The 22,352-nt window shown below is 44.0% G+C and carries 19 protein-coding genes and 1 pseudogene; 6 read left to right on the top strand and 14 right to left on the bottom strand.

Annotation, left to right across the window (positions count from 1 at the left end):
- Positions 1-116 precede the first annotated feature (116 nt).
- From ycf46 to QUB20_RS01545, 3 genes and pseudogenes are all read right to left on the bottom strand, one after another.
- A complete protein-coding gene (gene ycf46 / locus QUB20_RS01535) occupies positions 117-1,637 on the bottom strand; it encodes a stress-responsive protein Ycf46 (protein ID WP_333057291.1) in 1,521 nt (506 codons plus the stop codon).
- A gap of 107 nt (positions 1,638-1,744) precedes the next feature.
- Entirely contained in the window at positions 1,745-2,095 is a 351-nt protein-coding gene (locus QUB20_RS01540; protein ID WP_006635783.1) for a hypothetical protein, read from the bottom strand.
- Positions 2,096-2,767: 672 nt separating this feature from the next.
- A pseudogene (locus QUB20_RS01545) lies at positions 2,768-3,804 on the bottom strand (IS5 family transposase); the annotation flags it as partial.
- A gap of 97 nt (positions 3,805-3,901) precedes the next feature.
- Here QUB20_RS01545 and QUB20_RS01550 point away from each other — a divergent pair.
- Complete coding sequence (locus QUB20_RS01550; RefSeq protein WP_333211145.1) at positions 3,902-4,072, top strand: hypothetical protein; 171 nt, start codon at positions 3,902-3,904, stop codon at positions 4,070-4,072.
- A 67-nt stretch (positions 4,073-4,139) separates the two neighbouring features.
- Here the strand turns inward: QUB20_RS01550 and QUB20_RS01555 are convergent, their stop codons facing one another.
- The 5 genes from QUB20_RS01555 to QUB20_RS01575 form a co-directional block, all read right to left on the bottom strand.
- Entirely contained in the window at positions 4,140-4,985 is an 846-nt protein-coding gene (locus QUB20_RS01555) for a WecB/TagA/CpsF family glycosyltransferase (RefSeq protein WP_333057265.1), read from the bottom strand.
- Positions 4,986-5,063: 78 nt separating this feature from the next.
- Positions 5,064-6,146 (bottom strand): NAD-dependent epimerase/dehydratase family protein, encoded by a 1,083-nt coding sequence (locus QUB20_RS01560; protein ID WP_333236480.1) that lies wholly within the window; start codon positions 6,144-6,146, stop codon positions 5,064-5,066.
- 59 nt (positions 6,147-6,205) lie between these two features.
- Positions 6,206-7,435 carry a glycosyltransferase gene (locus QUB20_RS01565; protein WP_333236478.1) on the bottom strand — a complete coding sequence of 410 codons (1,230 nt, stop codon included), beginning with the start codon at positions 7,433-7,435 and terminating at the stop codon, positions 6,206-6,208.
- Positions 7,436-7,514: 79 nt separating this feature from the next.
- A complete protein-coding gene (locus QUB20_RS01570) occupies positions 7,515-8,696 on the bottom strand; it encodes a glycosyltransferase family 4 protein (protein ID WP_333242536.1) in 1,182 nt (393 codons plus the stop codon).
- Between the two features lies 1 nt (position 8,697).
- On the bottom strand, positions 8,698-9,606 hold the full coding sequence (locus tag QUB20_RS01575) for a glycosyltransferase family 2 protein (RefSeq protein WP_333242534.1): 909 nt from the start codon (positions 9,604-9,606) through the stop codon (positions 8,698-8,700).
- A gap of 395 nt (positions 9,607-10,001) precedes the next feature.
- On the opposite strand from QUB20_RS01575, the gene QUB20_RS01580 reads away from it, so the two are divergent.
- Entirely contained in the window at positions 10,002-10,946 is a 945-nt protein-coding gene (locus QUB20_RS01580) for a glycosyltransferase family 2 protein (RefSeq protein ID WP_333236473.1), read from the top strand.
- A 13-nt stretch (positions 10,947-10,959) separates the two neighbouring features.
- Complete coding sequence (locus tag QUB20_RS01585; protein WP_333233840.1) at positions 10,960-11,661, top strand: CatB-related O-acetyltransferase; 702 nt, start codon at positions 10,960-10,962, stop codon at positions 11,659-11,661.
- A gap of 39 nt (positions 11,662-11,700) precedes the next feature.
- Here QUB20_RS01585 and QUB20_RS01590 read toward each other — a convergent pair whose 3' ends face one another.
- The 3 genes from QUB20_RS01590 to QUB20_RS01600 all read right to left on the bottom strand — a co-directional run bounded on the left by QUB20_RS01590 (position 11,701) and on the right by QUB20_RS01600 (position 15,782).
- Positions 11,701-12,897, bottom strand: coding sequence for a hypothetical protein (locus QUB20_RS01590; RefSeq protein WP_333242531.1), 1,197 nt, complete (start codon positions 12,895-12,897; stop codon positions 11,701-11,703).
- The gene (locus tag QUB20_RS01595; protein WP_333242528.1) at positions 12,894-14,231 is read right to left on the bottom strand and encodes a flippase; all 1,338 of its coding nucleotides are present in this window, start codon (positions 14,229-14,231) and stop codon (positions 12,894-12,896) included. The genes QUB20_RS01590 and QUB20_RS01595 overlap by 4 nt, the downstream gene beginning before the upstream one ends.
- Positions 14,232-14,498: 267 nt before the next feature.
- Positions 14,499-15,782, bottom strand: coding sequence for an O-antigen ligase family protein (locus tag QUB20_RS01600; protein WP_333291110.1), 1,284 nt, complete (start codon positions 15,780-15,782; stop codon positions 14,499-14,501).
- Positions 15,783-16,125: 343 nt separating this feature from the next.
- Here QUB20_RS01600 and QUB20_RS01605 point away from each other — a divergent pair, with 343 nt between their 5' ends.
- The 3 genes from QUB20_RS01605 to QUB20_RS01615 all read left to right on the top strand — a co-directional run bounded on the left by QUB20_RS01605 (position 16,126) and on the right by QUB20_RS01615 (position 20,929).
- Positions 16,126-17,598, top strand: coding sequence for a polysaccharide biosynthesis/export family protein (locus QUB20_RS01605; RefSeq protein WP_333236465.1), 1,473 nt, complete (start codon positions 16,126-16,128; stop codon positions 17,596-17,598).
- Between the two features lie 135 nt (positions 17,599-17,733).
- Complete coding sequence (locus tag QUB20_RS01610) at positions 17,734-20,070, top strand: polysaccharide biosynthesis tyrosine autokinase (RefSeq protein ID WP_333057254.1); 2,337 nt, start codon at positions 17,734-17,736, stop codon at positions 20,068-20,070.
- A 493-nt stretch (positions 20,071-20,563) separates the two neighbouring features.
- Positions 20,564-20,929 (top strand): response regulator transcription factor, encoded by a 366-nt coding sequence (locus QUB20_RS01615; protein WP_039886668.1) that lies wholly within the window; start codon positions 20,564-20,566, stop codon positions 20,927-20,929.
- A gap of 66 nt (positions 20,930-20,995) precedes the next feature.
- Here QUB20_RS01615 and QUB20_RS01620 read toward each other — a convergent pair whose 3' ends face one another.
- The 3 genes from QUB20_RS01620 to QUB20_RS01625 form a co-directional block, all read right to left on the bottom strand.
- Entirely contained in the window at positions 20,996-21,493 is a 498-nt protein-coding gene (locus QUB20_RS01620; RefSeq protein ID WP_333236461.1) for a hypothetical protein, read from the bottom strand.
- A 94-nt stretch (positions 21,494-21,587) separates the two neighbouring features.
- Positions 21,588-21,848 carry a transposase gene (locus QUB20_RS28585; RefSeq protein ID WP_445299368.1) on the bottom strand — a complete coding sequence of 87 codons (261 nt, stop codon included), beginning with the start codon at positions 21,846-21,848 and terminating at the stop codon, positions 21,588-21,590.
- The gene (locus QUB20_RS01625) at positions 21,844-22,086 is read right to left on the bottom strand and encodes a transposase (protein ID WP_333236459.1); all 243 of its coding nucleotides are present in this window, start codon (positions 22,084-22,086) and stop codon (positions 21,844-21,846) included. The genes QUB20_RS28585 and QUB20_RS01625 overlap by 5 nt, the downstream gene beginning before the upstream one ends.
- Positions 22,087-22,352 lie beyond the last annotated feature (266 nt).

Consider the following 22,352-nt stretch of genomic DNA (forward strand, 5'->3'; position numbering starts at 1 on the left):
ATACAACTGAGAGAGAAACAACAACGGTCTGGATTTAACGGTGCCGCTTGGCGGCTCTTGAATCGAACTGCTAGCTGTTGCTAGCCTTTGCTCCTGTTTGGACCAGGAGAAAGCTTTTAGAATTCCATTCGCTGATATTCAGCGACGGAAGACGCAGCGGGCCGTGCACGCTGTCTAGCCCAATCTCGCAGGGCGGTGACCTGTTCGGTCATTGTTTTAGACAGTGGCATTGTGGATTTAATGGCCGCGATGATGTCTAGCTGCGTAAACTCTCGATCTTGAGCGAAGGCTTCGTACATTGCGGCTACTAGCGCTTGCTCAATCTCTGCACCTGAAAAGCCCTCGGAAACATTGGAAAGTTGCTCTAAATCGAAGCGAGTAATTTCCCGACGGCGCTTTGACAGGTGAATCTTAAATATATCTTGGCGTTCTTCTTTGGTAGGCAGATCAACAAAGAAGAGTTCGTCAAATCGGCCTTTCCTCAAGAATTCTCCCGGCAACCGCTCGATTCGGTTTGCTGTTGCCATTACGAAGACTGGGGAAGTCTTTTCTTGCATCCAAGTGAGGAACGAACCGAAAATCCGGCTGGAGGTGCCTCCGTCTGAGTCGGCAGAACCAGTGCCTCCTGCAAAGGCTTTGTCTAGTTCGTCGATGAAGAGGAGGGCTGGAGAGATGGATTCTGCGGTTTTGAGGGCATTGCGGAGGTTGGCTTCCGATCGACCCACCATCGAGCCGTCGTAGACTCTACCCATATCTAGCCTCAGCAGGGGCAGTCCCCAGAGGCGGGAGGTGGTCTTAGCAATCAGCGATTTTCCGCATCCCGGTACGCCGAGAATTAACATCCCTTTTGGTTGGGGCAGACCGTATTCTCTAGCCCTTTCTGTAAAGGCGTTGGAACGCTGTCTCAGCCACCGCTTCAGCTCTTCTAAACCGCCGACTGCATCCAGGGTTTCGTCTTCTTCAATGAACTCTAGAATGCCGTTGCGCCGAATTAATTGCTTTTTCTCCGAAAGAACTATGTCTACTTCTTCTTCTGTGAGGCGCCCAGTCGAAACTTGGGCTTTGCGATAAACTTTTTCAGCTTCGTCCTTGGTCAATCCCAAGGCTGCTTTTAAAAGTTTTTCTCGCCCTTCTGTGGTAATGCGTCGCGATTTCGTTTGCTCCAACTGACCAGATAATACTTGGTTTAGTTCCTTCATGTCGGGCAACGCGAAGTCTAATACCACTACTTCCTTTTCTAGCTCGATCGGAATTTGCTGCAAAGGAGACATCAGTATAATTGTCTTTTGCGTTCCTTTGAAGTGGGCGATCGCATCGCGCAACCACCTCGTTACCGGAGGAGAATCTATAAAAGGATGCAAATCTTTGAAAATGTAGATGCTAGCGTTACTGTTGGGTTCTCGCTGCCTGATCACCCATTCAATTGCTGCCTCTGGCGAGACGGTGTTGTGTTGGGTGGTGGTGCGGGGTTGACCATACTCCACAATGCCGTGAGTTACAGTCCAGATAAATACTCGTCGCTGTGGTTTTGCTTGAGCTATTGTCGAAATTGCTTGCTCACACCGCTCTTCCTCGGATGTCACGAGGTAGATCAGAGGATATTGAGCTTGGATTAGAATACTGATCTCTTCTTGCATATTCCTCGACCCACTAGAGACGGTGCTATCTTTGCTGAATCTCAATGCTGCCATTAGCCCTCTTACTGAAATGTTCAGTTTTAGCTTTTTGGGGAAGCAAGGCATTCTTAGCAGGGAACCAATTCTTCCTCTCCCGGTTTTGCCGTGCTGGCACTGACGCCCGACACCTGCTTTACTGGAAGATCCTGTTCAGCCAATACGCTCGGCTGACTTGTTACGGATGCCAGTTCTCCATCTCGCATTACTACTGAACCCGTGCATTCTGGACAGTTGTATACCCGATGGGTTTGTCCGTAGGAGGCTTCTACTTCGTCAACCAGTTCGGGATTTCCTAGGTAGAAGACAATTGCCCTTTCTGCAATTGATGACATCGGTTCAGTTTCGACTGCGGCTCGGATTTTGAGCTGGCGATGCAGTTCTGGTGGAAGATACAATGTAACTTTTTGCTTTTCTTGCATAGGACAGTGAATTGACTTACCCGGGTATGTATATCAGATTAGCCGCTTAATTCTTTGCTGTCAAGCCTCTATGCTGCTTTAGCGTCATCTTGTAATATTTCGTTACATTTGAGGTAATTCTGGGGCAGTTAACAACGAAAAACTTAGGGGTGTAGCTGATGAGGCCGAGGTGCAGCGGCAGGTATGGGTAGCGTCAAGGACGATCGACCAACTATAAATATGAACAATAGATATATAGGAGTAGGGCCAACAAATTCTTTGAGTCGCCATCTGGGGTAAGGTGCGCCATCAGCGCCCAGCCCGCTCATGAGTGCGCCGTCATTACTGACAAGTTAAGCTAAAACCCACATTCCGCAGATGTGATGATATTACTGGTATTTTTCAAAAATCAAAGCCATCAAACTTTTTTTAGTCTAACTTTTTTAACTTTAATTTATATTTTTTATGAAAATTAAGTAGTCAAGCAAAATTAATTACATAATTATCTCCAAATTCTTTAACAATAGTCCGGACAGTTTTTGGAACTATACTACAAGCTTACGCGGGGCAAGGAGCATAAAAAAGTCGAATTAAATGTAAGTCAGGGGTGGAGCTGACATTGATTTAATTATCCACAGTGGCTCAAAGTCAAGCGAGCATAAGCCATTGGGCCAAAAACTGTCCGAACTATTGTTTTAAGTCTCCTGATTCGTTAAAATTATCCCAGCTCATCCGATCTAAGAATACATACCCTTCAAAGCAACTAGCTGATAGTTTGGCTCGCCTCTCTACGCTTTTTCCGGCTTTTCCTCTGACTATCGGACGGATGTGGGGTTGGCTTAAACTTACTATTCTATCCTCAATACTCTGTTTATTATTATCAAATAACCATTGCTGTTGGCGATAGACATCTGTAAGGACTAGCAAGGTTTTATATTGCTTTTTGTTCAGGCATTCTATGGTCGCACCTGCATCGATTAGCTGTTGAATATGAGGTAGATTTCTTTTAATATATTGGAGCTGTTTTTTTAGTGCCTGTTTTCTTTTGTTTCGGGTGGGCTGTCTTTGTTTAGCTACTGCTAAGTAGTCTTTTCTTGCTAGATTACGGTAGGTTCTTGGTTTTTTACTGGTTTGATATTTGATCTGTTTATACAGGATGTCTATAATTTTTTCGGTATGAACTCTGGCTTTGTTTAATAGTCCTAAGTCGGTCGGATAGGTAATGTCGGCTGGGGCACAGGTAGCATCTATGATTAATTTTCCGCGATTGGGTGACTCATTTTTGGCGTCCGAATCCTTTTTTTTTATGGTTTAACTGGGGTGATGGAGCGGATTTTTTCAACCATTCGTTCGTTAAGTTTATTAATTAGATTCTGGCTAATTCGTTGCCGAAAATGAACTAATAGAGAGGGGTCAAAGGGTAGCTCGTTACTGTAGCTTGATTGACCAATAAAGTATTGTAGATAGGGGTTTTCCCTAATCTGTTCTACTCTTGGACGATCGCTAATTCCCAGTTTTTTTTTAATGATTAATACTCCCAACGCCATCCGAAAAGATTTGGCTGGTGCACCATGCGCTGTCGGGAAGTTAGCCGCATATTCTGATTCAAATTCATCCCACGGGATTATTTGGGCCATTTTTACCCAACGGTTGAGGGCTGACAATTTACATCCGTTGGTTAGTTCAAAGTCTAAGGGTTGGAGGGGAGCAAGCTCAGCTTTTCTGTACATGATCGCAGGTGGCTATGCACGGGTTTTGACCTATTTTACCTGTTTATCACGGCGACTTTACTCTCGCTCGCGCGATCGAAACCTTTCGCCACGCAATATGCGATCGATTATTCAGCAAGCCCTAATATATTCAGATCATCTCAGTGGGATGTTAAGAACTCGCGATTTGGATAGCGAACTCTTAACCTCCCACTATAATTCCGATGTCAGCGGATTTGATAGAAGTTTTTTTGAACAGGCGATCGCACTTGCACCTCAAAACGATTAGTTACGATGTGTTTGCTTTTTTAGCTTTTACTTGTGATCGCCCATAATTCACCAGAAACGTTTAAATTTCAACCATATAATACTTCTTCTACAGGCGGCGTGGCGTCTGTGGGGTCGAACTGTTTGATTTTCAAAGCTTGTAGCAAAAACAACCAGATATAAAGTGGATTCAAAAAAACATACCGCTGCCAAAGGCGCCGAGGTTCCTTCATCATCCGAAACAGCCATTCCAAACCTATTTTAGATAAAAAGTCAGGAGATTTAGCCAAATTACCCGCATGAAAATCGTAAGCAGCACCTACAGCAATCAACGGCATTGATAAGTCGTCCCGGTATTCGTAAGCCCAGACTTCTTGCCGGGGACACCCCAAGCCGACAAAGGTAATTGCTGCACCGCTGTTGCGAATTTGCTGTGCAATTTCTTGTTTCTCTTGGGGCGAAACGTGCCTAAATTTAGAAGGCTGAGTTCCAGCAATAATTAACTTGGGAAAACGCTGGCAGAGATTGTGAGATAAAGCTTCCAGTACAGAAGCTTGAGATCCGTACAAATAGATAGGTAATCCTTCTTCTGCCGCACGTTCGCAGATTTGTAACATCGCATTCGGCCCGCAAACTCGATCGGGCAATTCCGTATGGTAGAGCCAATTTAACGCCCACCTGACCGGCTGTCCGTCTGGCAATACTAAGTCCATGTGATTAATCCGATAACGATGAGTGCTGTCGAGAACCCCAGTCATTACCCCGTGAACCGCGAGAGCAGAAACTGACATTGGTTTTCCGGCGCTGGCTGCAGCAATAATTTTGCTAACAGCCGCTTCATAATTAACCGCATTTACTAATATGCCCAGTACATTCTTTTTCCCTTTATCAATCATGGAGCACCTCTTTAAGTCAACGCTCGCGGTTACACTCATAAATCTCCCCTAAGATTTGTTTAACCTTGTATTCTTCAATCGTTTACCGAAATTCCCAGCACATTCTTTTTGCCCCGCTCAATCATTAGAATCCTCTCTCAGCCAACGATCGCGGTTACATTCATAAATCTCCTGTAGGATTTGTTTAACGTTATATTTCATTTTCCAGTTGGGATAGTGACTGGAAAATTTGGAATTGTCGCTAATCCACCAAATGTGATCGCCAATGCGATTCCCTTCAGCATAAGTCCAATTAAACTTGCGTTCCGCAATTGCCTCGCACATCTGGATAGCTTCTAACATCGAACAATTGCTGTACCTGCCTCCTCCTGTATTATAAACTTGGGCGCTTTTGGGAGCTTGATAAAATTCATAAAATGCCGAAATTAAATCCGCGCTATGAATGTTATCGCGAACTTGCTTGCCTTTGTAGCCAAACACTGTGTAAGGAGTTCCCGTGACAGCACACTTCATCAAGTAGGCGAGGAAGCCGTGCAATTGAGCTCCAGAGTGATTTGGACCCGTCAAACAGCCGCCGCGAAAACAAGCGGTGTTCATATTAAAATATCGACCGTATTCTTGGACTAAAACGTCAGCAGCTACCTTAGAAGCACCAAACAAACTGTGTAGGCACTGATCGATGGACATATCTTCCCGAATGCCACTTTCGTAAGTATGGCCAGGTTCAATTTCCCACCTGTGTTCTAATTCAATTAAAGGCAAACTGTTAGGCGTATCGCCGTATACTTTATTGGTAGAAGTGAAAATGAAAACCGCTTTAGGACAGTACAAGCGAGTTACTTCTAGAAGATTGAGAGTGCCGTTGGCATTGACGGTAAAGTCTATTTTCGGAGCACGGGAAGCCCAATCATGGCTGGGCTGGGCTGCTGTGTGAATGACTAATTCGATCGACTCTCCGTACCGCTGAAAGATATTGGTAATCGCTTCATAGTCGCGAATGTCCACATCTAAGTGATAATACTTGGTACCCAAGGACTTTTCGAGCAGTTGGCGGTTCCAGTTTGTAGAACCATCAGCACCAAAAAAGAACTGGCGCATATTATTGTCGATCCCAACTATATCTAAGCCTTGTTTGGCAAAGAACTGACACGCCTCAGAGCCAATTAAACCCGCCGAGCCAGTAATGATTGCAACGCCCACGTTTCACCGCCTGAAAAAATATAGTTTTCTTTGTTTTGCCCGATCGAATAAATCAGAAGTTATCCTGATTTTCCGTCGAATACATCTTCGCACAATTGGGCAAAGAATTTACCTTTGATATTCCAATCATAGATTTCCCTGACGCGCGTTTGACCCGATCGACCCAAGCGATCTCGCAATTCACGATCTAGGGCTAAAGACACTATAGCTTCTGCTAGACCTTGCACAGTGCGATCGGGGTCAGTAGCAGCCACTTTAATCCCCGTTTGAGCCGTCACTTGAGTAGCCGGGCCCCCCAAATCCAAACAAATTGTGGGACGACCAACCCCCATCATTTCCGTGCACACAAAACCACCAGAGTCATGCAAACTCGGATGGAGGAGAACGTGAGACTCCCCCATTTTAGAAAGAGTTTCAGTGCGAGATAAAGTTCCCCAAAAAAATACTTTATTTGCTAGTCCCAATTCTGTTGCCAAAGCTTCCAAACGCTGCCTTTCCGGGCCGTCTCCCACAATCCAGTATTCCGATTGTTCCAGCTTCGCCTCCGCAAATGCACGGAGTCCCAAGTGCACCCCTTTCCAATGTAAGAGACGACCAACACTGATGAATCTAATTGGTTGCTCCGGCGGGGTAGGAAATTTCTCTAGTTCTTGAATTTCCTGCTGCGATAAACCGACTTGCGAGAAAATCTTCACATTTTTTGCTTTGAGAAATCGCAGTCTGGCTGCGGTTTCTTCCGTAGTCGCCAGCGCCACGGCACTGCGGCGCGCCGTCAGACCCACAAACGGATCGCGTTCTCCTACGCTTTGAGCCAATGCCCGCAGCGTTTCGTAAATTTTCCCCCGGCGACTAAAATCTTGCCAAAAAGGCTTTGGTGCTGCCTCTGCACCCCCCACAGGCCCCCAAATAAAAGGATGCGGCAACAGCGCCAGGAAACTGGGAGACCAATGTTTGACATAAGTCACGTGATGTACTATGTCAAAACCAATTTCGCGATCGAGCTTCCGAGCGATAAAATAAGCCCAGATTTGCCACAGATAGTAGTGAAGTTGCAGCAATCCTTGTTTCCCCTTCCAATCTTCGCTCCACCCAAACGGATCAAAATAAACAAAGTGCAGGTTGGGCACTGGGTTCCGCTCTAGTTCTGCTTCAATGTACGATCGACAAAACGTGCGAGTAAATACCCAACTTTCGTGATGTTTAGCAGATTGGATAACAGTATTCCATCCTACTCCCTCTTCGGAGCCGAGATTCGGTTCGCAAGCAAACGCAGATAATAAAACTTTCATGGCTAATTGGTAATTGCTAATTGGTAATTTCTAAATTTTCCCTCTTCCCTCTTCCATATCTCCATTAAATTGTTTACACTCATCCGTTGCCGAACTTGCTTAACCTATTCTCCATCAAAAAAGATGTAACTTCGACGTAAGCCTTAGCTGCTGTTTCAGGCGTTTTTTGAGAAATTATCTGTCGTGAACGCTCTCCCATCGACTCAATCAAATTAGGAGCATCTAGAAAAACTTGCATTTTCTCCGCTAACTCTTTAGCACTGCTAGGATCGAAAATATAACCGTTCTCGCCTGACATAATTAACTCACAGGAAGCTGCACCATTTGAACACAAGACTGGTTTTCCCAAAACCATCGCTTCGGGTACAACCATACCCCAGACATCCTCAAAAGTAGGAAACACAAAAATATCAGCTTGCTGAAAATAAGCACCTAAATTTCCATACTCTACCCATCCCGCCCACGTTACTTGCTCTTCAAAATCGCACTCTTTAATAAATGTTTCCAGTTCTTCTCGCTGATCTCCTTTGCCAACAATCAACAGCGAATAATCAACATAACCTTGACTTTTAAGAAGAGCGCAAGCTTCTAAAAGCGTTTTAATTCCCTTTCTAGCCGTGATGCGCCCTACATACAGAAAAATCGGGCGTTTCAACTGCAAGTTGGGGGGCTGAGTTTGATCTAATCGTTTCAGCAAAGCTCCCGCATCAGGTACGAGATAGGTTCGGGTAAAAATTTTATCCTCCGGTACATTTAGAACTTCCATCAGATATTTTTTACCCGCATTGCTATTGGCAACAAAAGCATCGGCAAACCGCACAAGGATGCGGCGCACAAATGTCCTAAAACTGGAATCTCGAAAGTCTGTATTTGGGGAACTACCATCGTAAATAATCGCAACTTTCCACCTCAGTAGCGGTTTTAAAAACGCAACAATTACAGTCCACAAAGAGAAAGCTTGGGGAAAGACCACATGAGGTCTAAATTTTAGCAAATAGCCGATAATACTAGGCGATACTACAATGAATCCGCGATCGTATCCTGTTTCTATCTTTTCCGTCTCGACAAATTTAGTCTCCCCTACCAACTGAATTGCCGATGCTCCCGGCAGGGTCGGATCGAACCCAGACCAAACACGACCAGTATAAAATACAGTATTCTTAAAAAATTTCGTAAATTCCCTCAAAACAGGCTGCCAGTAAGCTCCCAGTTCCACTTCCGGGACAAGCCAAGCAATGCGGAGTTCATTTCTATCAACCATCCTATTCACCTTGAGTTTTGTTTTTAGTCAATCCCAGTTTACTCAACACTGAAAGCCAAACTAACCTGCGATAAGGTAGCAGCCAATAAATTGGCCACAACCAGCCACCATGCCGCTGAGTAAATACTTTCCACTCTTGAGCCGGTTGCAGGGTAGTATCTTTGAATGATAAACCTTTCGGTTTGCTCATTTTATCCAATCCTTCACTTAAATTATCAGCAGCCGTTTTGATCACTTGGGGGTTGAGAGAACAAGTGCCTAAATAGCCAGGAGAAATCCAAACTGTACATCCTTTCTGTCTGGCTCGTAAACCATAATCCCAATCGCCAATATAATGGACAAAAGCCGGATCGAGGTTGCCGACCTTTTGCACAACACTGCGGGGAATTAATACGCAGTTGCCGTGCATAGTATCGCACATCTGAGGCTCTTTTGTTGGTTCGAGGATACCATATCGGAAGGGGTGCAAAGGGTTATTTCGCACCACACCTCCGTATGTTGTTTTACCCGTTTCGGGGTCGCAGGTAGAACCGCCAATGATGGCTTTTGTTTCTCCTTTTTCTGATAATTTTTGAGTTGTTTCTAGCAATACACTTACGGTGTCTCGATAAATAAGAGTGTCATCATTTAACCATAGGTAGTAGTCGGGATCATCTTTCATTGCTTCGGTAAAAGCCCCACGCATTCCGCCGTTCCAAAATAAGTTACCATCGCCGGAAAAAATATTGACTTGAGGATAGATTTGACGAACTGCCTCGCTGGTGCCATCGGTACTGGCGTCATCGACTAGATAGGCTAAAATATCAACATCGGCTGGAAGTGCCTGCTTAAAAAGAGCATCTAAGCAAGCTAATGTTTTCTCTTTGCGGTTGAAGCAAGTTAAAAGGGCGGCGATTTTAGTACGGTTCATTATTCCCAATTTTGCTGCTTTTAACGATAGGTAAGGCTAAAAGTAACAGTGTTTTATTTTACCACTCGCTCGGCGGTTGCAACCGTCGCTACAAAAATGAAAGTATGGCTTACGCAGTCGCTCCCCCCCCCCTTTTCACAATGGGGCTTTAAGAGTTCCCCACTTGGGCAACGGGGTGGGGGTATCAAGGTTTTAGAGTTTAAGAGCGTCAGTCCTAGAAGTCTGTCTGGGTAAACTATTGCTGTATTATAGTTGACCCGCGAACTTTTTGGTGATAAATTGGAATTTAGAACTTAAGTTAACAAGCGAAGCCTGCAAACTTCCTAGCACATTCATAATATTGATGAGTTGTACTAAGCAAAAATATTTATACTCGTAGGAGTTGAACAGTTTAAATGCCACATTATCATACAAAAAGTCCCATTGTTTTTGTGGTTTTCAATCGAGTGGATACTACTGAAAAAGTCTTCGAGGCTATTCGACAAGTTAAACCCCCTAAGCTGTTAGTAATTGCTGACGGCCCTCGTGCCAACAAACCTGGGGAAGATGAAAAGTGCGCCGCTGTACGTGCAATTATCGATCGGGTCGATTGGGACTGTGAAGTTCTGAAAAATTATTCAGAGATTAATTTAGGTTGCAGGGATCGCATTTCTAGCGGTTTCGACTGGGTATTTAATACCGTAGAAGAAGCAATTATACTCGAAGATGACTGTTTGCCACACCCGAACTTCTTCCCTTTTTGTGAACAGTTATTAGAGCATTATCGAGATGACAAACGGATTATGTCAATCGCTGGCGTAAATTTACAATTTGGTAGAAAAAGAACAGAAGACAGTTACTATTTTTCCCGTTTTAGTAACTGTTGGGGATGGGCGACTTGGCGCAGAGCATGGCAATACTATGATGTTGACATGAAGTTATGGCCTCAACTTCGGGAAGCAGGTTTTCTCGAAAATTTATTAGCTAATCCTCAATCTGTAAAAGTTTGGGATAGTGCTTTTCAGGTTTCCTATGATGGAACTGTCAACAATTGGTTTTTTAGATGGCTTTTTACTTGTTGGGTTCAAAATGGACTTGCTATTATTCCAGAAAACAATTTAATTTCTAATATTGGATTTGGCAGTCAAGCCACCCATACTTCAGGAGAAGATAGTATATACAGTAATATGCCAACGGAAGCAATGACCTTTCCTTTAAAGCATCCCAACCACGCGATCCGAAATTTTGTAGCGGATCAATTCACTCAAGATACATTTTATGATTATCATCCCCCATTAATCAGGCGCATCAAGAAAAAATTAAATAAGCTATGTGGGAACACAATATTTAACCTTCACTAAGTAATTAGTAACCATGTCTAAAATCTCAACATTTCTCAGTTCTATACTCAAAAATCCAATCACTGAATATCTGCGATTTTTAGTCAATTGGTGGAAAAACAAGTTTAAATATAATAATTTTTATCAAGACTATATGGCTTTGGTTACAAATTCAACTATCAGTCACAATGTTAGTGTGTCTAGTCGTGTAGCCATAGAAGGTTCTGTCATTGGTTCTTACACTTATGTGCGCGATAATACGCGAATTTTCAATGGTGTTGTCGGCAATTTTTGTTCGATAGGGCCAAACTGCATCATTCGCTTAGGCGTACATCCTGTGGGAAATTTTGTTTCCAGCCATCCGATATTTTATTCGCCAAAGATGCTAGTAGGGACAACCTTTGTAGACCAAAAATATTTTGAGGAAGAGGAAAAAACTGTCCATATCGGCAATGATGTTTGGATTGGCTCAAATGTTATTGTTGTAGATGGTGTAACTATTGGTGATGGAGCCATTATCGCAGCCGGAGCCGTTGTCACAAAAGATGTGCCACCTTATGCTATATATGGAGGAATTCCGGCCAAACTTATTCGCTATAGGTTTGATGAACAAAAGATTGATTTTCTGCTGAAGTTTAAGTGGTGGGACAATGATGAAAAATGGTTGAGAAAAAATGTCAAAGATTTTCACAACATTGACAAGTTCATCCATATTTATAACACGGAAAATAGTTGAAGGCTAGCGGATTCGGTAGTAGGTCTAATTAGCCCGATGTTATATAACATCAGCAGTCATCTGGGATTTAAACTTAGACCAATTCAGAACCATCACAGCCGCTATGAATGCCAGTGTATCATTGCTAGTCTGATAGGGCAAAAATCTATAGCGAAAACTAGCCATTCTCGGGTCACGTTCTTGGTATAAAATATCTTGGGCAAAGTTCCCCCAACGCTCATCTATCAAATCAATTGTCATACCAGCATGAGCCGAAGGTAGCAACATATTAGAGCCGTGAAGACCAATTACTAAGCGGCTTTGTGAATAAATACCGCATATTTCCTTTTCAACTTTTTCATTAAAACTATCCACTCTGTAATCTTCAATCCATTCTGGAAACTTAGTTTTTGTCCCCAAACCAGCTACTGCAAATTTTGCTTCTGGTACTTGCAACCTGATCTTCTCAAATAACTGCTGAATTTTTAAATTTTGCAATGGCAGTGACATTGCTTTTTGATCTATTTTTCTAAGCACTCGAAACAGCAAACGGTTAACTAATAAACGATCTTCGCGCCAAATAAAAGTAATTTTTATTTCTTTGTTCTCAAAGTTATGTTTTGGAACTCTAGTAAAGCGCGTGATGTCGAACTGACTGGGATGAGAATGAGCTTCGCTGACATAAATTTCATCAAAGCGTTTAGTTTCTTCTTCAACAAACTCGGCGAAGCTGGGATAGTAATTCTGACCATTTTTTAAAGAAATAGGTACGGTCCAGACTTCTGCAACTTCATCAGGAACCATCCACCTTAAAAACTTAGGAACTATCACAACTAACCCGTAGTCCGAGTTGCATTCTAAGTGCCTTTGTGCATTTAGCAACTTGAGCAGGGAATGACCATAAAGATGATCGATACAGTTTAAGATAATTACCCGATTGCAGGGTTTAAAAATTTCTTTTACAATCTCAAGTTTTTCCGGTTGAGGATTTTGGAGTGAATTAAGTAATGGTTGGCCTAACCATTCCTTCTTGTAATCCTCGGCTGCAAAAATTTCTCCTTTTATTAAATTAACTTGGATGTAGTTTTTCACTCCATGACCTACTCTCAAATCGTCGATTATCTCGCTGCCGCATCCCTCGCACTTAGAGTCTAGAACAATGTGGATACCGTGCCACAGAACATTTTTCGGATTAAGTTCTGTTCCACAATAGGGGCAATTCGATCGCTGTTCGATTTTAGGTTTAATTTGAATCACTTTACTAATCCTCGGATTCTACAAGCTGCCTTGTATAAGTTAAGCGAACGCCAGATAAAATTTGCGAAGGGGTGCAATTCCTTAATCAAGAAATTGACTAATATAATCACGTAAAAATAAGTTATCAGAGTAGCTGCCGTTGCTCCAAAAGCTCCATACTTAGGAATCAGCAAAAAGTTCAACCCTACATTTAAAATAGATCCGACTACAGTCAAGTAAAGACCGTAGCGCAACTGACCTTCTATGTTCAAATATGTACTCCGTGCTACTCCAAAGTTACTGCCAAATTGCGCCCAAACATAGAGAGCCAGTACCGCTGCTGACTTCGCATATTTCTCCCCGTAAAGCAGATGCACTATCCAGGGAGAAAGTAATGATATCGGTATCGCCACTCCCAACCAGAAAAATATCATAATATCCGAGTAAATTTGAAATTTATTTAGATATTCTTCATAATTTGTCTTTCTCAAATTCGCTAATTTGGGGAAAATAGAGCTGGATATGATCATCGGCAAGAAATCGCAGATTTCCGAAATTTTAACAGCGGCAGCATAATAGCCCAGTTGAGCATTTTGATTCATCGCACCGAGCATTATCTGATCGGTTTTCGAGTAAAGATAAATTGCCAATCCCGACAAAATTATCGGCCAACTCTCCGATAGCAGTTCCTTACACTTTTCCCAACTGAAGTGCCAATCCTTAATTTTATTCCCCGTAAGCTGATAAAAATATACATAAGCGATTCCTACCAATGCGACCTCTGTCAATCTAACCCAGGCGAAGGCAAGCAGGGGGGCTTTAATTGTTACTAACCCAATTCTGACAGCAGCAACTAAAAAACATACTGAATTTTTAGCCAACACTGTATATTTTGACTGGATTTGGGACTGAAACCAAAAATTGATAGCCTCAAAAGCATTAAAGATAGTTCCGGCTGCGATGATACCTACCAGCCACCGAGTCAGAGTGTCGTTGGGTTTGAGTAGCGCAATCACGGTGACAGTTAACAACAAAGTGATGCAGCCACCAGTAAATTGCAGTCCGAAGGCAGTTCCCAGGGTCTCATTTTTGCATTCTGGGTCGCGAGCGATATTCCTCACTACCAGAGTACCCAACCCCATCGTTGCCACCGAACTAAACAGCGACACAAAGGCGATCGCGTAGTTGAGCAATCCAAATTGTGTCGGACCAAGATAGCGAGCCACCCAAAGACCGACAAACAGACCTAGACCCATCTGCAAGATTTGGTCAGTGAACAGCCAAGCTATGTTGCTGAGTACCTGGCGCAGATTAGGGCCGAGCCTTTTACTGACCGCAGTTAACTTATCTAGCATCAGAATATTTTAAATCTTTACAAAACACAAACGCAGTTCTGGCAGGGTCGGCAATCTCGCAAAATTAGACTGGTTGGTCCTATAACAACATATCACAACTTGAGGGAGCATCTCAATGAAAGCAGCCCACCTAGAAATTGGAGTTTGGAGGCAGGAGGCACGAGGCAGGAGGCAGGAGGAAAGAGGAAGAAGGAAGGAGCCAGAAGAAGTGTTTTTACAAATATGAGATGCTCCCCAAATTGACCCACGATCCGCCCAATGCTTACTTCAATGGACAGTGCGAGCTAAAGAACGCCTTTGAGGGCTACTGGTGCTACTGTTAGAACTATTGTTAGCATTATCTATCGCCAGTCGAACCGTCAACATTGCGTAACTCAGCCAAGGATTTGCTATCTCTATAATATAACTTTCTGTGATGTTGCTTATAATAATAGAGACTAGAAAACAAATAGGTATTCCCGCTTCTTCCAGAGTGCTACGACTCAAATACCGAACTGCGTAAGCTAAATTGAGCAGCAAGGAAGTCATCATTAAAATTAATCCCGGCCAACCGAAGGCTAACAAGATCCCGATCGCGCCATTGTGAGGATTTTTCGGTTGAAATCCATTAGGAGTATAAATAAAATAAGCCGGAGTACCCGATCCTAGCTTATCTTGTTGAAAAAATCCATCGTATCCGTAGCCAAACCAGGGGCGCTGATTTACCGCAGCAATTAACTGCGGCCAGAATTCTGTCCGCCCAGTTAGAGTCAAGTCTTTGCCTAAGCCACCTACAATAATATCCTCTAGGTTGTCTACTACAAAAACAGTCATAATTATGCTGACGACCAGGAAACATATAATCGCAGTAAAGGCCCACTGAAAACTTAATTTTTGTAGAAAGTTTAGTGACGACACTGCAATTATTAATAGGATTGTAATCACTAGAGCCGCGCTCGATTTATTAGCCCTTACTAGGTAAAATGAAAAGAACATCATTCCCAAAGCAATCCAGCGATCTTTCTGAGTTTTAGCTCCTTGAAAATAATGCAAATACCAAAATGCCGTACAGAGAGCTAAGACTCCCCCCAAAGAATTTTTAGATTGGGTCAAGCCAACAAAATCGCCTGCTCCAGGGGGTTTAATTACAAAACTTGCCAAACCGATTGCCGTGTATCCCCACCGCCAGAAACGAGATAAATCCTCCCATTTATATTGGGCTGCAATGTAAAACCCGAAAGCAGTAAATCCTGAGAAAGCTAGGCTTGCTCTTAGCGTTTCTTCAGGAACTAGAGACCATAATGTAGACAGTAAGGGAAGTAATATATAAAGTAAAAAGAAAGGATTCATTATCAATATTTTGGCAAGAATATCTATGAAATTGCTCATAAAAATTTTAATTCTTGAAATCAAAATTAATACTACCCAGGGGTAAAAAAAATAAGGTATTAGTTTTAATATCCCCCCTTCTGGATCTTTCAAGTTAACAAAATGCAAGTAATTAAAAGGAGGTTGTATCAAAAAGGGAGAGATAAAAATATAAAGACCAGCAAAGCTTTTTTCTAAAGCCAAACCGATTTTTTTATAGCTGGCAAATTGAAATAATAGTATAGTTGCCATCCCGACTATAGCAAGTAGCATCAAAGTCAATGAAAAACTACCTAAAATCAGCTCTCTCAGCATATTGGGTAGAGACACTGGTTGATTCATAATTGCTTTCCTTTATCACCAACAATATCAAATTATATAGATATAAAATATAGCCGTCAACCCGCAACCACGCTAACACATAAATTAGGCATAAAGCAAAAATACAGCATCGTTTTTTCGGCGATCGCTTAAAATAATGAGCTTTTTACCCAGCACTAAAAAGGCTACACTTATATAAATCATAGTCAATAAAATTAGGTGGTGTATGGTTAACACCCATTTTCCAAGGCAGATAGCCCCGTCGGTTGTGGGTGTTGTCTTGTTTGCTTCCAGTGTCCTCGCTGATGCCAGGATCACCCCGGCACAACTTCCCATCCCGCTAGGCGCAGACCAAGCCCAGAATGTTGCGCCCGTTAGGCGATCGCCCGAAAGCTACAAACTCGGCGGTGGCGATCGCATCCAAGTAGAAATACTCGAAGTACCCGAACTTAGCCGTGGCTACGAAGTCCTTTCCGACGGTTCAGTCAACCTGCCCCTGATCGGCTTGGTCTCCATCCGCGGTCGCACCTTAGTAGAAGCCACCAACATCATCCGCAACGCCTACCGCCGCGTCCTCAAAGACCCCATAGTCACAGTCAGCCTCGTCGCCGCCCGCCCCCTCAACGTCGGCGTCATCGGAGAAGTCACCAGGCCCGGAAACTTCACCATTACCCTAACTCCTGGCCCGGGAGCCGCGCCGAGTGTCCAGTACCCCACTGTCACCCAAGCGATCAGACTCGCAGAAGGCGTCACGGGTGTGGCCGACATCCGCAACATCCGCGTCCGCCGTCCCCAACGAGACGGCCCCGATCAAGTGCTCAATGTCAACCTGTGGAAATTCTTGGAGGAAGGAGACATCTCTCAAGACATCATTTTGCAAGACAGAGACACAATCGTGATTCCCACAGTCGCCAACTTCAACCAAGCAGAAGCTCGTCAATTTGCGACGGCAAACTTTTCGCCACCCCCAGAAAAACCTCGATCGATCTCCATCGTTGGTCAAGTCACCCGCCCCGGGGCTTACGTCGTGATCGGTGGCAATACCACCAACGACCTCAGCCGCGAAGGTTTCCCCACCGTCATCCGGGCTATTCAGCTAGCTGGTGGCATCACATCGGATGCCGACATCCGGCAAATCCAAGTGCGGCGCGTCACCAGAAGAGGTGAACAAATTATCCCAGTCAACCTGTGGCAGTTCCTAGAGTCCGGGGACGGCGCCCAAGATACCATCCTCCAGGAGGGAGACACGATCATCGTGCCCAAAGCTACGATCGTTAACCCGGCAGAAGCTGGCGTACTCGCTAGCACTAACTTTGCCCCCGTCGGCATTAACGTTTTTGTAGTAGGAGAACTCAGAACATCCCTCGATCCCTTGAGGCTCCCAGCTAATGCCACACTGAATCAAGCTTTAGTTTCCAGAGGATTTTTTGGCTACGAGAATACCAGAGCTAGAAGGGATAAAGTTGAGCTAGTCCGCCTCAATAACGACGGTACAGCTACTAAACGGACGATCGAAGTCAATTTAACTCAAGGAATTAACGAAGAAACCAATCCTCAACTTCGCAACAACGACATGATTATCGTATCTCGCAGGGGTCTCGTCAATTTTGTCGATCGCATGAACGCTGTAATCGGACCTGTCGGGCCTGCGACGGGAGTGTTAAATTTTATAAACGTTATCCGATTTTTATTCAGGTAAGAAGGCGGCGGGTGAGGTGGATAATTCCTGGCAAAGGCTAGAATAAACTAAACAATAAGATTACCCAGCCGCGACCTGGCCGCTTCAAAAATATCAACCTCAAAAATATCAACCTCAAAAATACCCAGGCTGAATATGGATAGCAGACAAGATTACCAACCCTTCACACCCAAATCGAATGGCAAACTGCCGGAGTTATCTGCTCAGAACTACAGAGATCACTTTGTTGAGGAGAGAGAAGAAGAAAAGCTAGACTTGTCCTGGCTCTTAGGCGTCGTGCGCCGTCGCTTCCCGGTCATGGCAGCCGCCACCATTGCTTTGAGCGCCCTGGCAGGAACAGCGATCGTCGCCACTTCTAAAAGCATAACGATCGAGTATGAAGGCTCCTTTTCCCTGTTAGTAGAACCCGCCACTGCTGAAGGTTTGCTGTCCAAACAATTAAACAACACCCAAGCTGCCGACTTAGCAAGAATTAATATAGAAGGAATTAGCTTAGTAGACTACGAAACCCAAATTAGGATTTTGCGTAGCCCCAAATTGATGCAGCCCGTGCTTGAGGAATTGCGAGCGTGGTATCCCAAAATGACCTATACGGAACTGATCTCAAAAATGTCCATCAACCGCATCAGCTACACGAAAGATGGCAAACAGCAAGGCACAAAAATTTTACAAGTTCGCTACAAAGATGCAGACAGAAAAAAAATTAACAACGTATTGGACAAAATTTCTAAAGCTTATCTAGACTACAGCTTGCAGCAACGGCTGATGGGCATTAATCAAGGTATTAAATTTATAGATACGGAGCTTCCCAAGCTCCGAGAAAGAGTAGAAGTTCTGCAATTGCAAGTCCAAAGACTGCGGCAGCAGAGCAACTTATTTGAACCTCAGATAGAGGGAAAATCTTTGTCTGAACAAGTTCAAAGCATTCGCGGCAAGCAAGTAGAAATCAGAGTTCAGCTAAAAGGGATGCGAAACCTCTACCAAAGCTATGAAAAACTACTCAAGGAAAATAATCCCCAGGGGCTGCTGATTACCCAAGGACAAGCTTACGGCGGACTCTTAGGTCAAATTCAGAGAATAGACTCGGAATTGTCAATGAAATTAGCTCAGTACAGAGAAGACAGTTTGCCAGTTTTAGCGCTGCGAAAAAGTCGGGAAGAACTTATTTTAACCGCCACTCAACAAGCAAAAGAAGTGGTGATGGGAAATTTAGAGACCCAAATCAAAGAAATTGAAGCGCGCGATCGTGAAATGACCGCTGTGCAAAATGCTCTCAACCAAAAAATTAGAAACTTTTCAGTTACAACCCGACAATACGACAATTTACAGCGAGAACTGCAAGTAGTTACTAAGAGTTTGTCGGACTTCTTGGCAAAACGAGAAGCCTTGCGAATTGATGCGGCTCAGGAGCAAATACCCTGGGTGCTGATAAATCCTCCGGAAATTCCGCGAGACAAATTCGGCAACCCTATAACAGCTACCGTCAAACAAACCAGAAAACAGTTAGCGCTGGCAGTAATTTTAAGCAGTCTGCTGGGCATAGCCGTCGGCTTGCTCGTAGAGGTACTAAATACTGTGTTCCACACTCCAGAATCACTCAGAATGGCCACAAGATTGCCAATACTCGGGGTGATTCCGTTTACCAAGAAAGTCAAGCGCAGACCGCCAGCCAGACAGAGAAAACTAACATCGGCTCGATCGAACTCGAAAGTGGAAGTAGTCGAACAGGTCGAAGCTAGACCTACTGGTTCGATGAGCGGGGCACCAAGTATTTTGAGCGACTTGGACTATCAATTTTTAGAAGCATTTCGATCCCTATACACGAACATTCACTTGCTGAGTGCAGGCACGGCAATTCGATCGCTCTTAGTCGGCTCAGCCGTAACCGGAGACGGGAAATCTACAGTAGCTTTGCACCTAGCAGCCACAGCAGCAGCCGTAGGACAGCGAGTATTGTTAGTAGATGCAGATTTGCGTTGCCCCCAACTGCACGCTAAGTTAGGACTGTCGAACGTGCGTGGCCTGGGCGATGCCATCTCCACAGATATCAGCCTCAACGACGCGATTCAACGAGCCCCGAACCAAGAAAATTTGTTTGTACTCACCGCAGGCCAAATTCCCCCCGATCCGATCAAGCTTCTTTCTTCCAAAAAAATGCAGTATCTGATGGAGCAATTTCAAGCATTTTTTGACTTAGTAATTTATGACACCCCGCCACTAGCAGGCTTGGCAGACACCCACTTGATCGCAGCTCACACAGACGCTACGATTATGGTCGTCCAAATTGGGCAAACGGACCGAGCGCAAGTTCGCAAAGTTTTAGAAGAATTAAAAATTTCTGGAGCTTCCGTCTTGGGAATCGTTGCTAATGGCTGCAAAAACACCGGTCACAGCTACCGCCAACGCCCGGTCGTTTTAGACACGCTCTACGACCAAAAACTATCGGCTTTAGGTACGAAAAATCCTAATTAGACAAATGTTGATGCAGGGAGCATCTCATATTTGGAAAAAAACTTCTTCTAGCTCCTTCCTTCTTCTTCTTTCCTTCTTCCTCTTTCCTTCTTCCTCTTTCCTCCTGCCTTCTGCCTCCTGCCTTCTGCCTCAAAACTCCAATTTCTAGCGGAGGGCTGCTTTCATTGAGATGCTCCCGTTGATGCACGCGGCCGAGCGCCGCCGTCCTCAACGGGAAACGCACAACCAAGCTATACCCTGATTTTTTGATAATAGTACCATTTGAGAAAGAAAATGATAGACTAACGGACATAGCCTCGTGTGTCAACCGAGATTGCGCGGATCTTTAAATTTTGCCGTAATTACTCAGAAAATGATTGAGAAATCAGCAAAAGTGGGTAAACTACATTTAGCAGATCGCAATCTCAATCAGGAAAAGACACCTTTGAAGGTGAACGTTAGTGTAAACGTTAATGAGAACGTTTCAACCCAGAAACTTGGTAGGGATTATTCTATGAGTACAGTTATGGTTGTTGATGATAGCGTCACTCTGCGGGAGATGATCGCCGACTTGCTCAAAGGTAGAGGACTCAACGTCACGGTAGCGAGTGATGGCGTAGAAGCTCTAGAGCAAATCAAGGCTAACCGCCCAGATTTAGTCGTTCTGGATATCGTGATGCCCCGGATGAACGGCTACGAAGTCTGTCGCAGGCTCAAAAGCGACCCTAAAACCCAAAATTTGCCTGTAGTAATGTGTTCGAGCAAAAGCGAAGAGTTCGATCGCTATTGGGGAATGAAACAAGGAGCCGACGCTTACATCGCCAAGCCATTTCACCCTCAAGAATTGGTCGGGACTATTAAGCAACTGCTGCGAGGTTGAGGTGGAGGAGTAGGGACAGGAAAAAAATTGTCTTGAGCGCTGATTATTTCTGCTCCCGCAGCCTCTCTAAACTACTCGATTGACAATAGTCCAAACATCCCCGTCCGATCGCACGTAGGGAACAGAAATACTCTTAAAACCAGTAATAAAAGGCTTGTAATAAACTTGCCAGTAGCTGGGACTAATTTGGTCGGCGATGGCTTTGAGTCCCTTCACTTCCGCCGCCAGTTCCGCCGCCAGTTCATTAATCCGTTCCGCGTGTCCCTGAGCTAGTAATCTTCCTTCTTCAACTTGCTCCTCCATCGGAGTGATTCTTTGCAACTTTACCGACTGCTGTTGTTTCTGACTCAGTTGAGCAGACAGAGCCGCGATCGCGTCATCTATACCCTTGACTTCTGCCGACACTTGTGCTGTTTCCCTGGCGTGACGCCGATAAGCATCGGCGATCGCTTGGGGCGAATTACCCGTTGGGACAACATCGGCAATACTAAGCTGCTGGCGTTCCAGGCGCAATTCCTCAATTTTAGAGTAAATTGCTTCTATATCTGTCTGAAGTTTGTCCACCTAATTATTACCGCGTGGTTGTTTGATATTTTAGCATATTAACACAAACCAATGACCTAATCGCCCTATAAATAGCATACAGCACTTCCGGATGTTATGAGGTACAGTAGCAGCAATTAGTAAACCAGTTTTTAAGATGTTTCGGATTAATTAAGTCAAGAGCCACAGAAATTATGGTGTCAACCATTTTAGTGGTGGTTGGTGACAAATGGATCGAGAAAGATTTGAGTTGCGACCACCATAATTCAATTGGATTAAAATCAGGAGAGTATGGGGAAAAACACAAGATAGAAGCACCCACCGCTTCAATCATAGGCTTAATTGAATCTACTTTATGCGCGGGTAAATTATCAATTCACGTCTACTGCTCCCGACCACAATTGTGGCACTAAACATTGCTCAATAAATACCTCAAATGCTTTGCCATCCATTGAGTTATCCATTGTCATGAGTGCCACTACTCGCTTCAAACTAATTGCACCAATTACTGTGACTTTTTTCCCTCGGTAAAAAGGTTTAACCGCATAGACTCTTGTTCCTCGTTGTGAACGTGCATGACTTCTGGTTAAACAAGCGTAATACTCCAGTCTCATCTAAAAAGACTAGATGTTTTGGGTCGATATGCTTGAGTTTTTACCAATAATCTAACCTTAACTTCATGACTCTTTCAGTGCCGGCTTGGCTACCGATCACTGTTTTTTTTTACGATTCTTCTGGGCAAATAACTCACACAATTCTAGTAAGGTTGCATCGGGATGTGCTGCCACTATTTCTCTCAAAGAAGCTGTGGAATTATTCAAATGACTATATCTCGGTTTCCCACTCTCGTTTCGGCTGTAAATTCCCCTCGATTTTTTGT

Origin of the sequence: Microcoleus sp. B4-C2, assembly GCF_036705265.1 — a bacterium.
Taxonomy (GTDB): domain Bacteria; phylum Cyanobacteriota; class Cyanobacteriia; order Cyanobacteriales; family Microcoleaceae; genus Microcoleus.

Bases quoted from the DNA above. Each gene is read 5' to 3' on its own strand.
- ycf46 (WP_333057291.1), bottom strand. From the start codon at position 1,637: ATGCAAGAAGAGATCAGTATTCTAATCCAAGCTCAATATCCTCTGATC.
- QUB20_RS01540 (WP_006635783.1), bottom strand. From the start codon at position 2,095: ATGCAAGAAAAGCAAAAAGTTACATTGTATCTTCCACCAGAACTGCAT.
- QUB20_RS01550 (WP_333211145.1), top strand. From the start codon at position 3,902: ATGCGATCGATTATTCAGCAAGCCCTAATATATTCAGATCATCTCAGT.
- QUB20_RS01555 (WP_333057265.1), bottom strand. From the start codon at position 4,985: ATGAGTGTAACCGCGAGCGTTGACTTAAAGAGGTGCTCCATGATTGAT.
- QUB20_RS01565 (WP_333236478.1), bottom strand. From the start codon at position 7,435: ATGAAAGTTTTATTATCTGCGTTTGCTTGCGAACCGAATCTCGGCTCC.
- QUB20_RS01570 (WP_333242536.1), bottom strand. From the start codon at position 8,696: ATGGTTGATAGAAATGAACTCCGCATTGCTTGGCTTGTCCCGGAAGTG.
- QUB20_RS01575 (WP_333242534.1), bottom strand. From the start codon at position 9,606: ATGAACCGTACTAAAATCGCCGCCCTTTTAACTTGCTTCAACCGCAAA.
- QUB20_RS01580 (WP_333236473.1), top strand. From the start codon at position 10,002: ATGCCACATTATCATACAAAAAGTCCCATTGTTTTTGTGGTTTTCAAT.
- QUB20_RS01585 (WP_333233840.1), top strand. From the start codon at position 10,960: ATGTCTAAAATCTCAACATTTCTCAGTTCTATACTCAAAAATCCAATC.
- QUB20_RS01595 (WP_333242528.1), bottom strand. From the start codon at position 14,231: ATGCTAGATAAGTTAACTGCGGTCAGTAAAAGGCTCGGCCCTAATCTG.
- QUB20_RS01605 (WP_333236465.1), top strand. From the start codon at position 16,126: ATGGTTAACACCCATTTTCCAAGGCAGATAGCCCCGTCGGTTGTGGGT.
- QUB20_RS01610 (WP_333057254.1), top strand. From the start codon at position 17,734: ATGGATAGCAGACAAGATTACCAACCCTTCACACCCAAATCGAATGGC.
- QUB20_RS01615 (WP_039886668.1), top strand. From the start codon at position 20,564: ATGAGTACAGTTATGGTTGTTGATGATAGCGTCACTCTGCGGGAGATG.
- QUB20_RS01625 (WP_333236459.1), bottom strand. From the start codon at position 22,086: ATGAGACTGGAGTATTACGCTTGTTTAACCAGAAGTCATGCACGTTCA.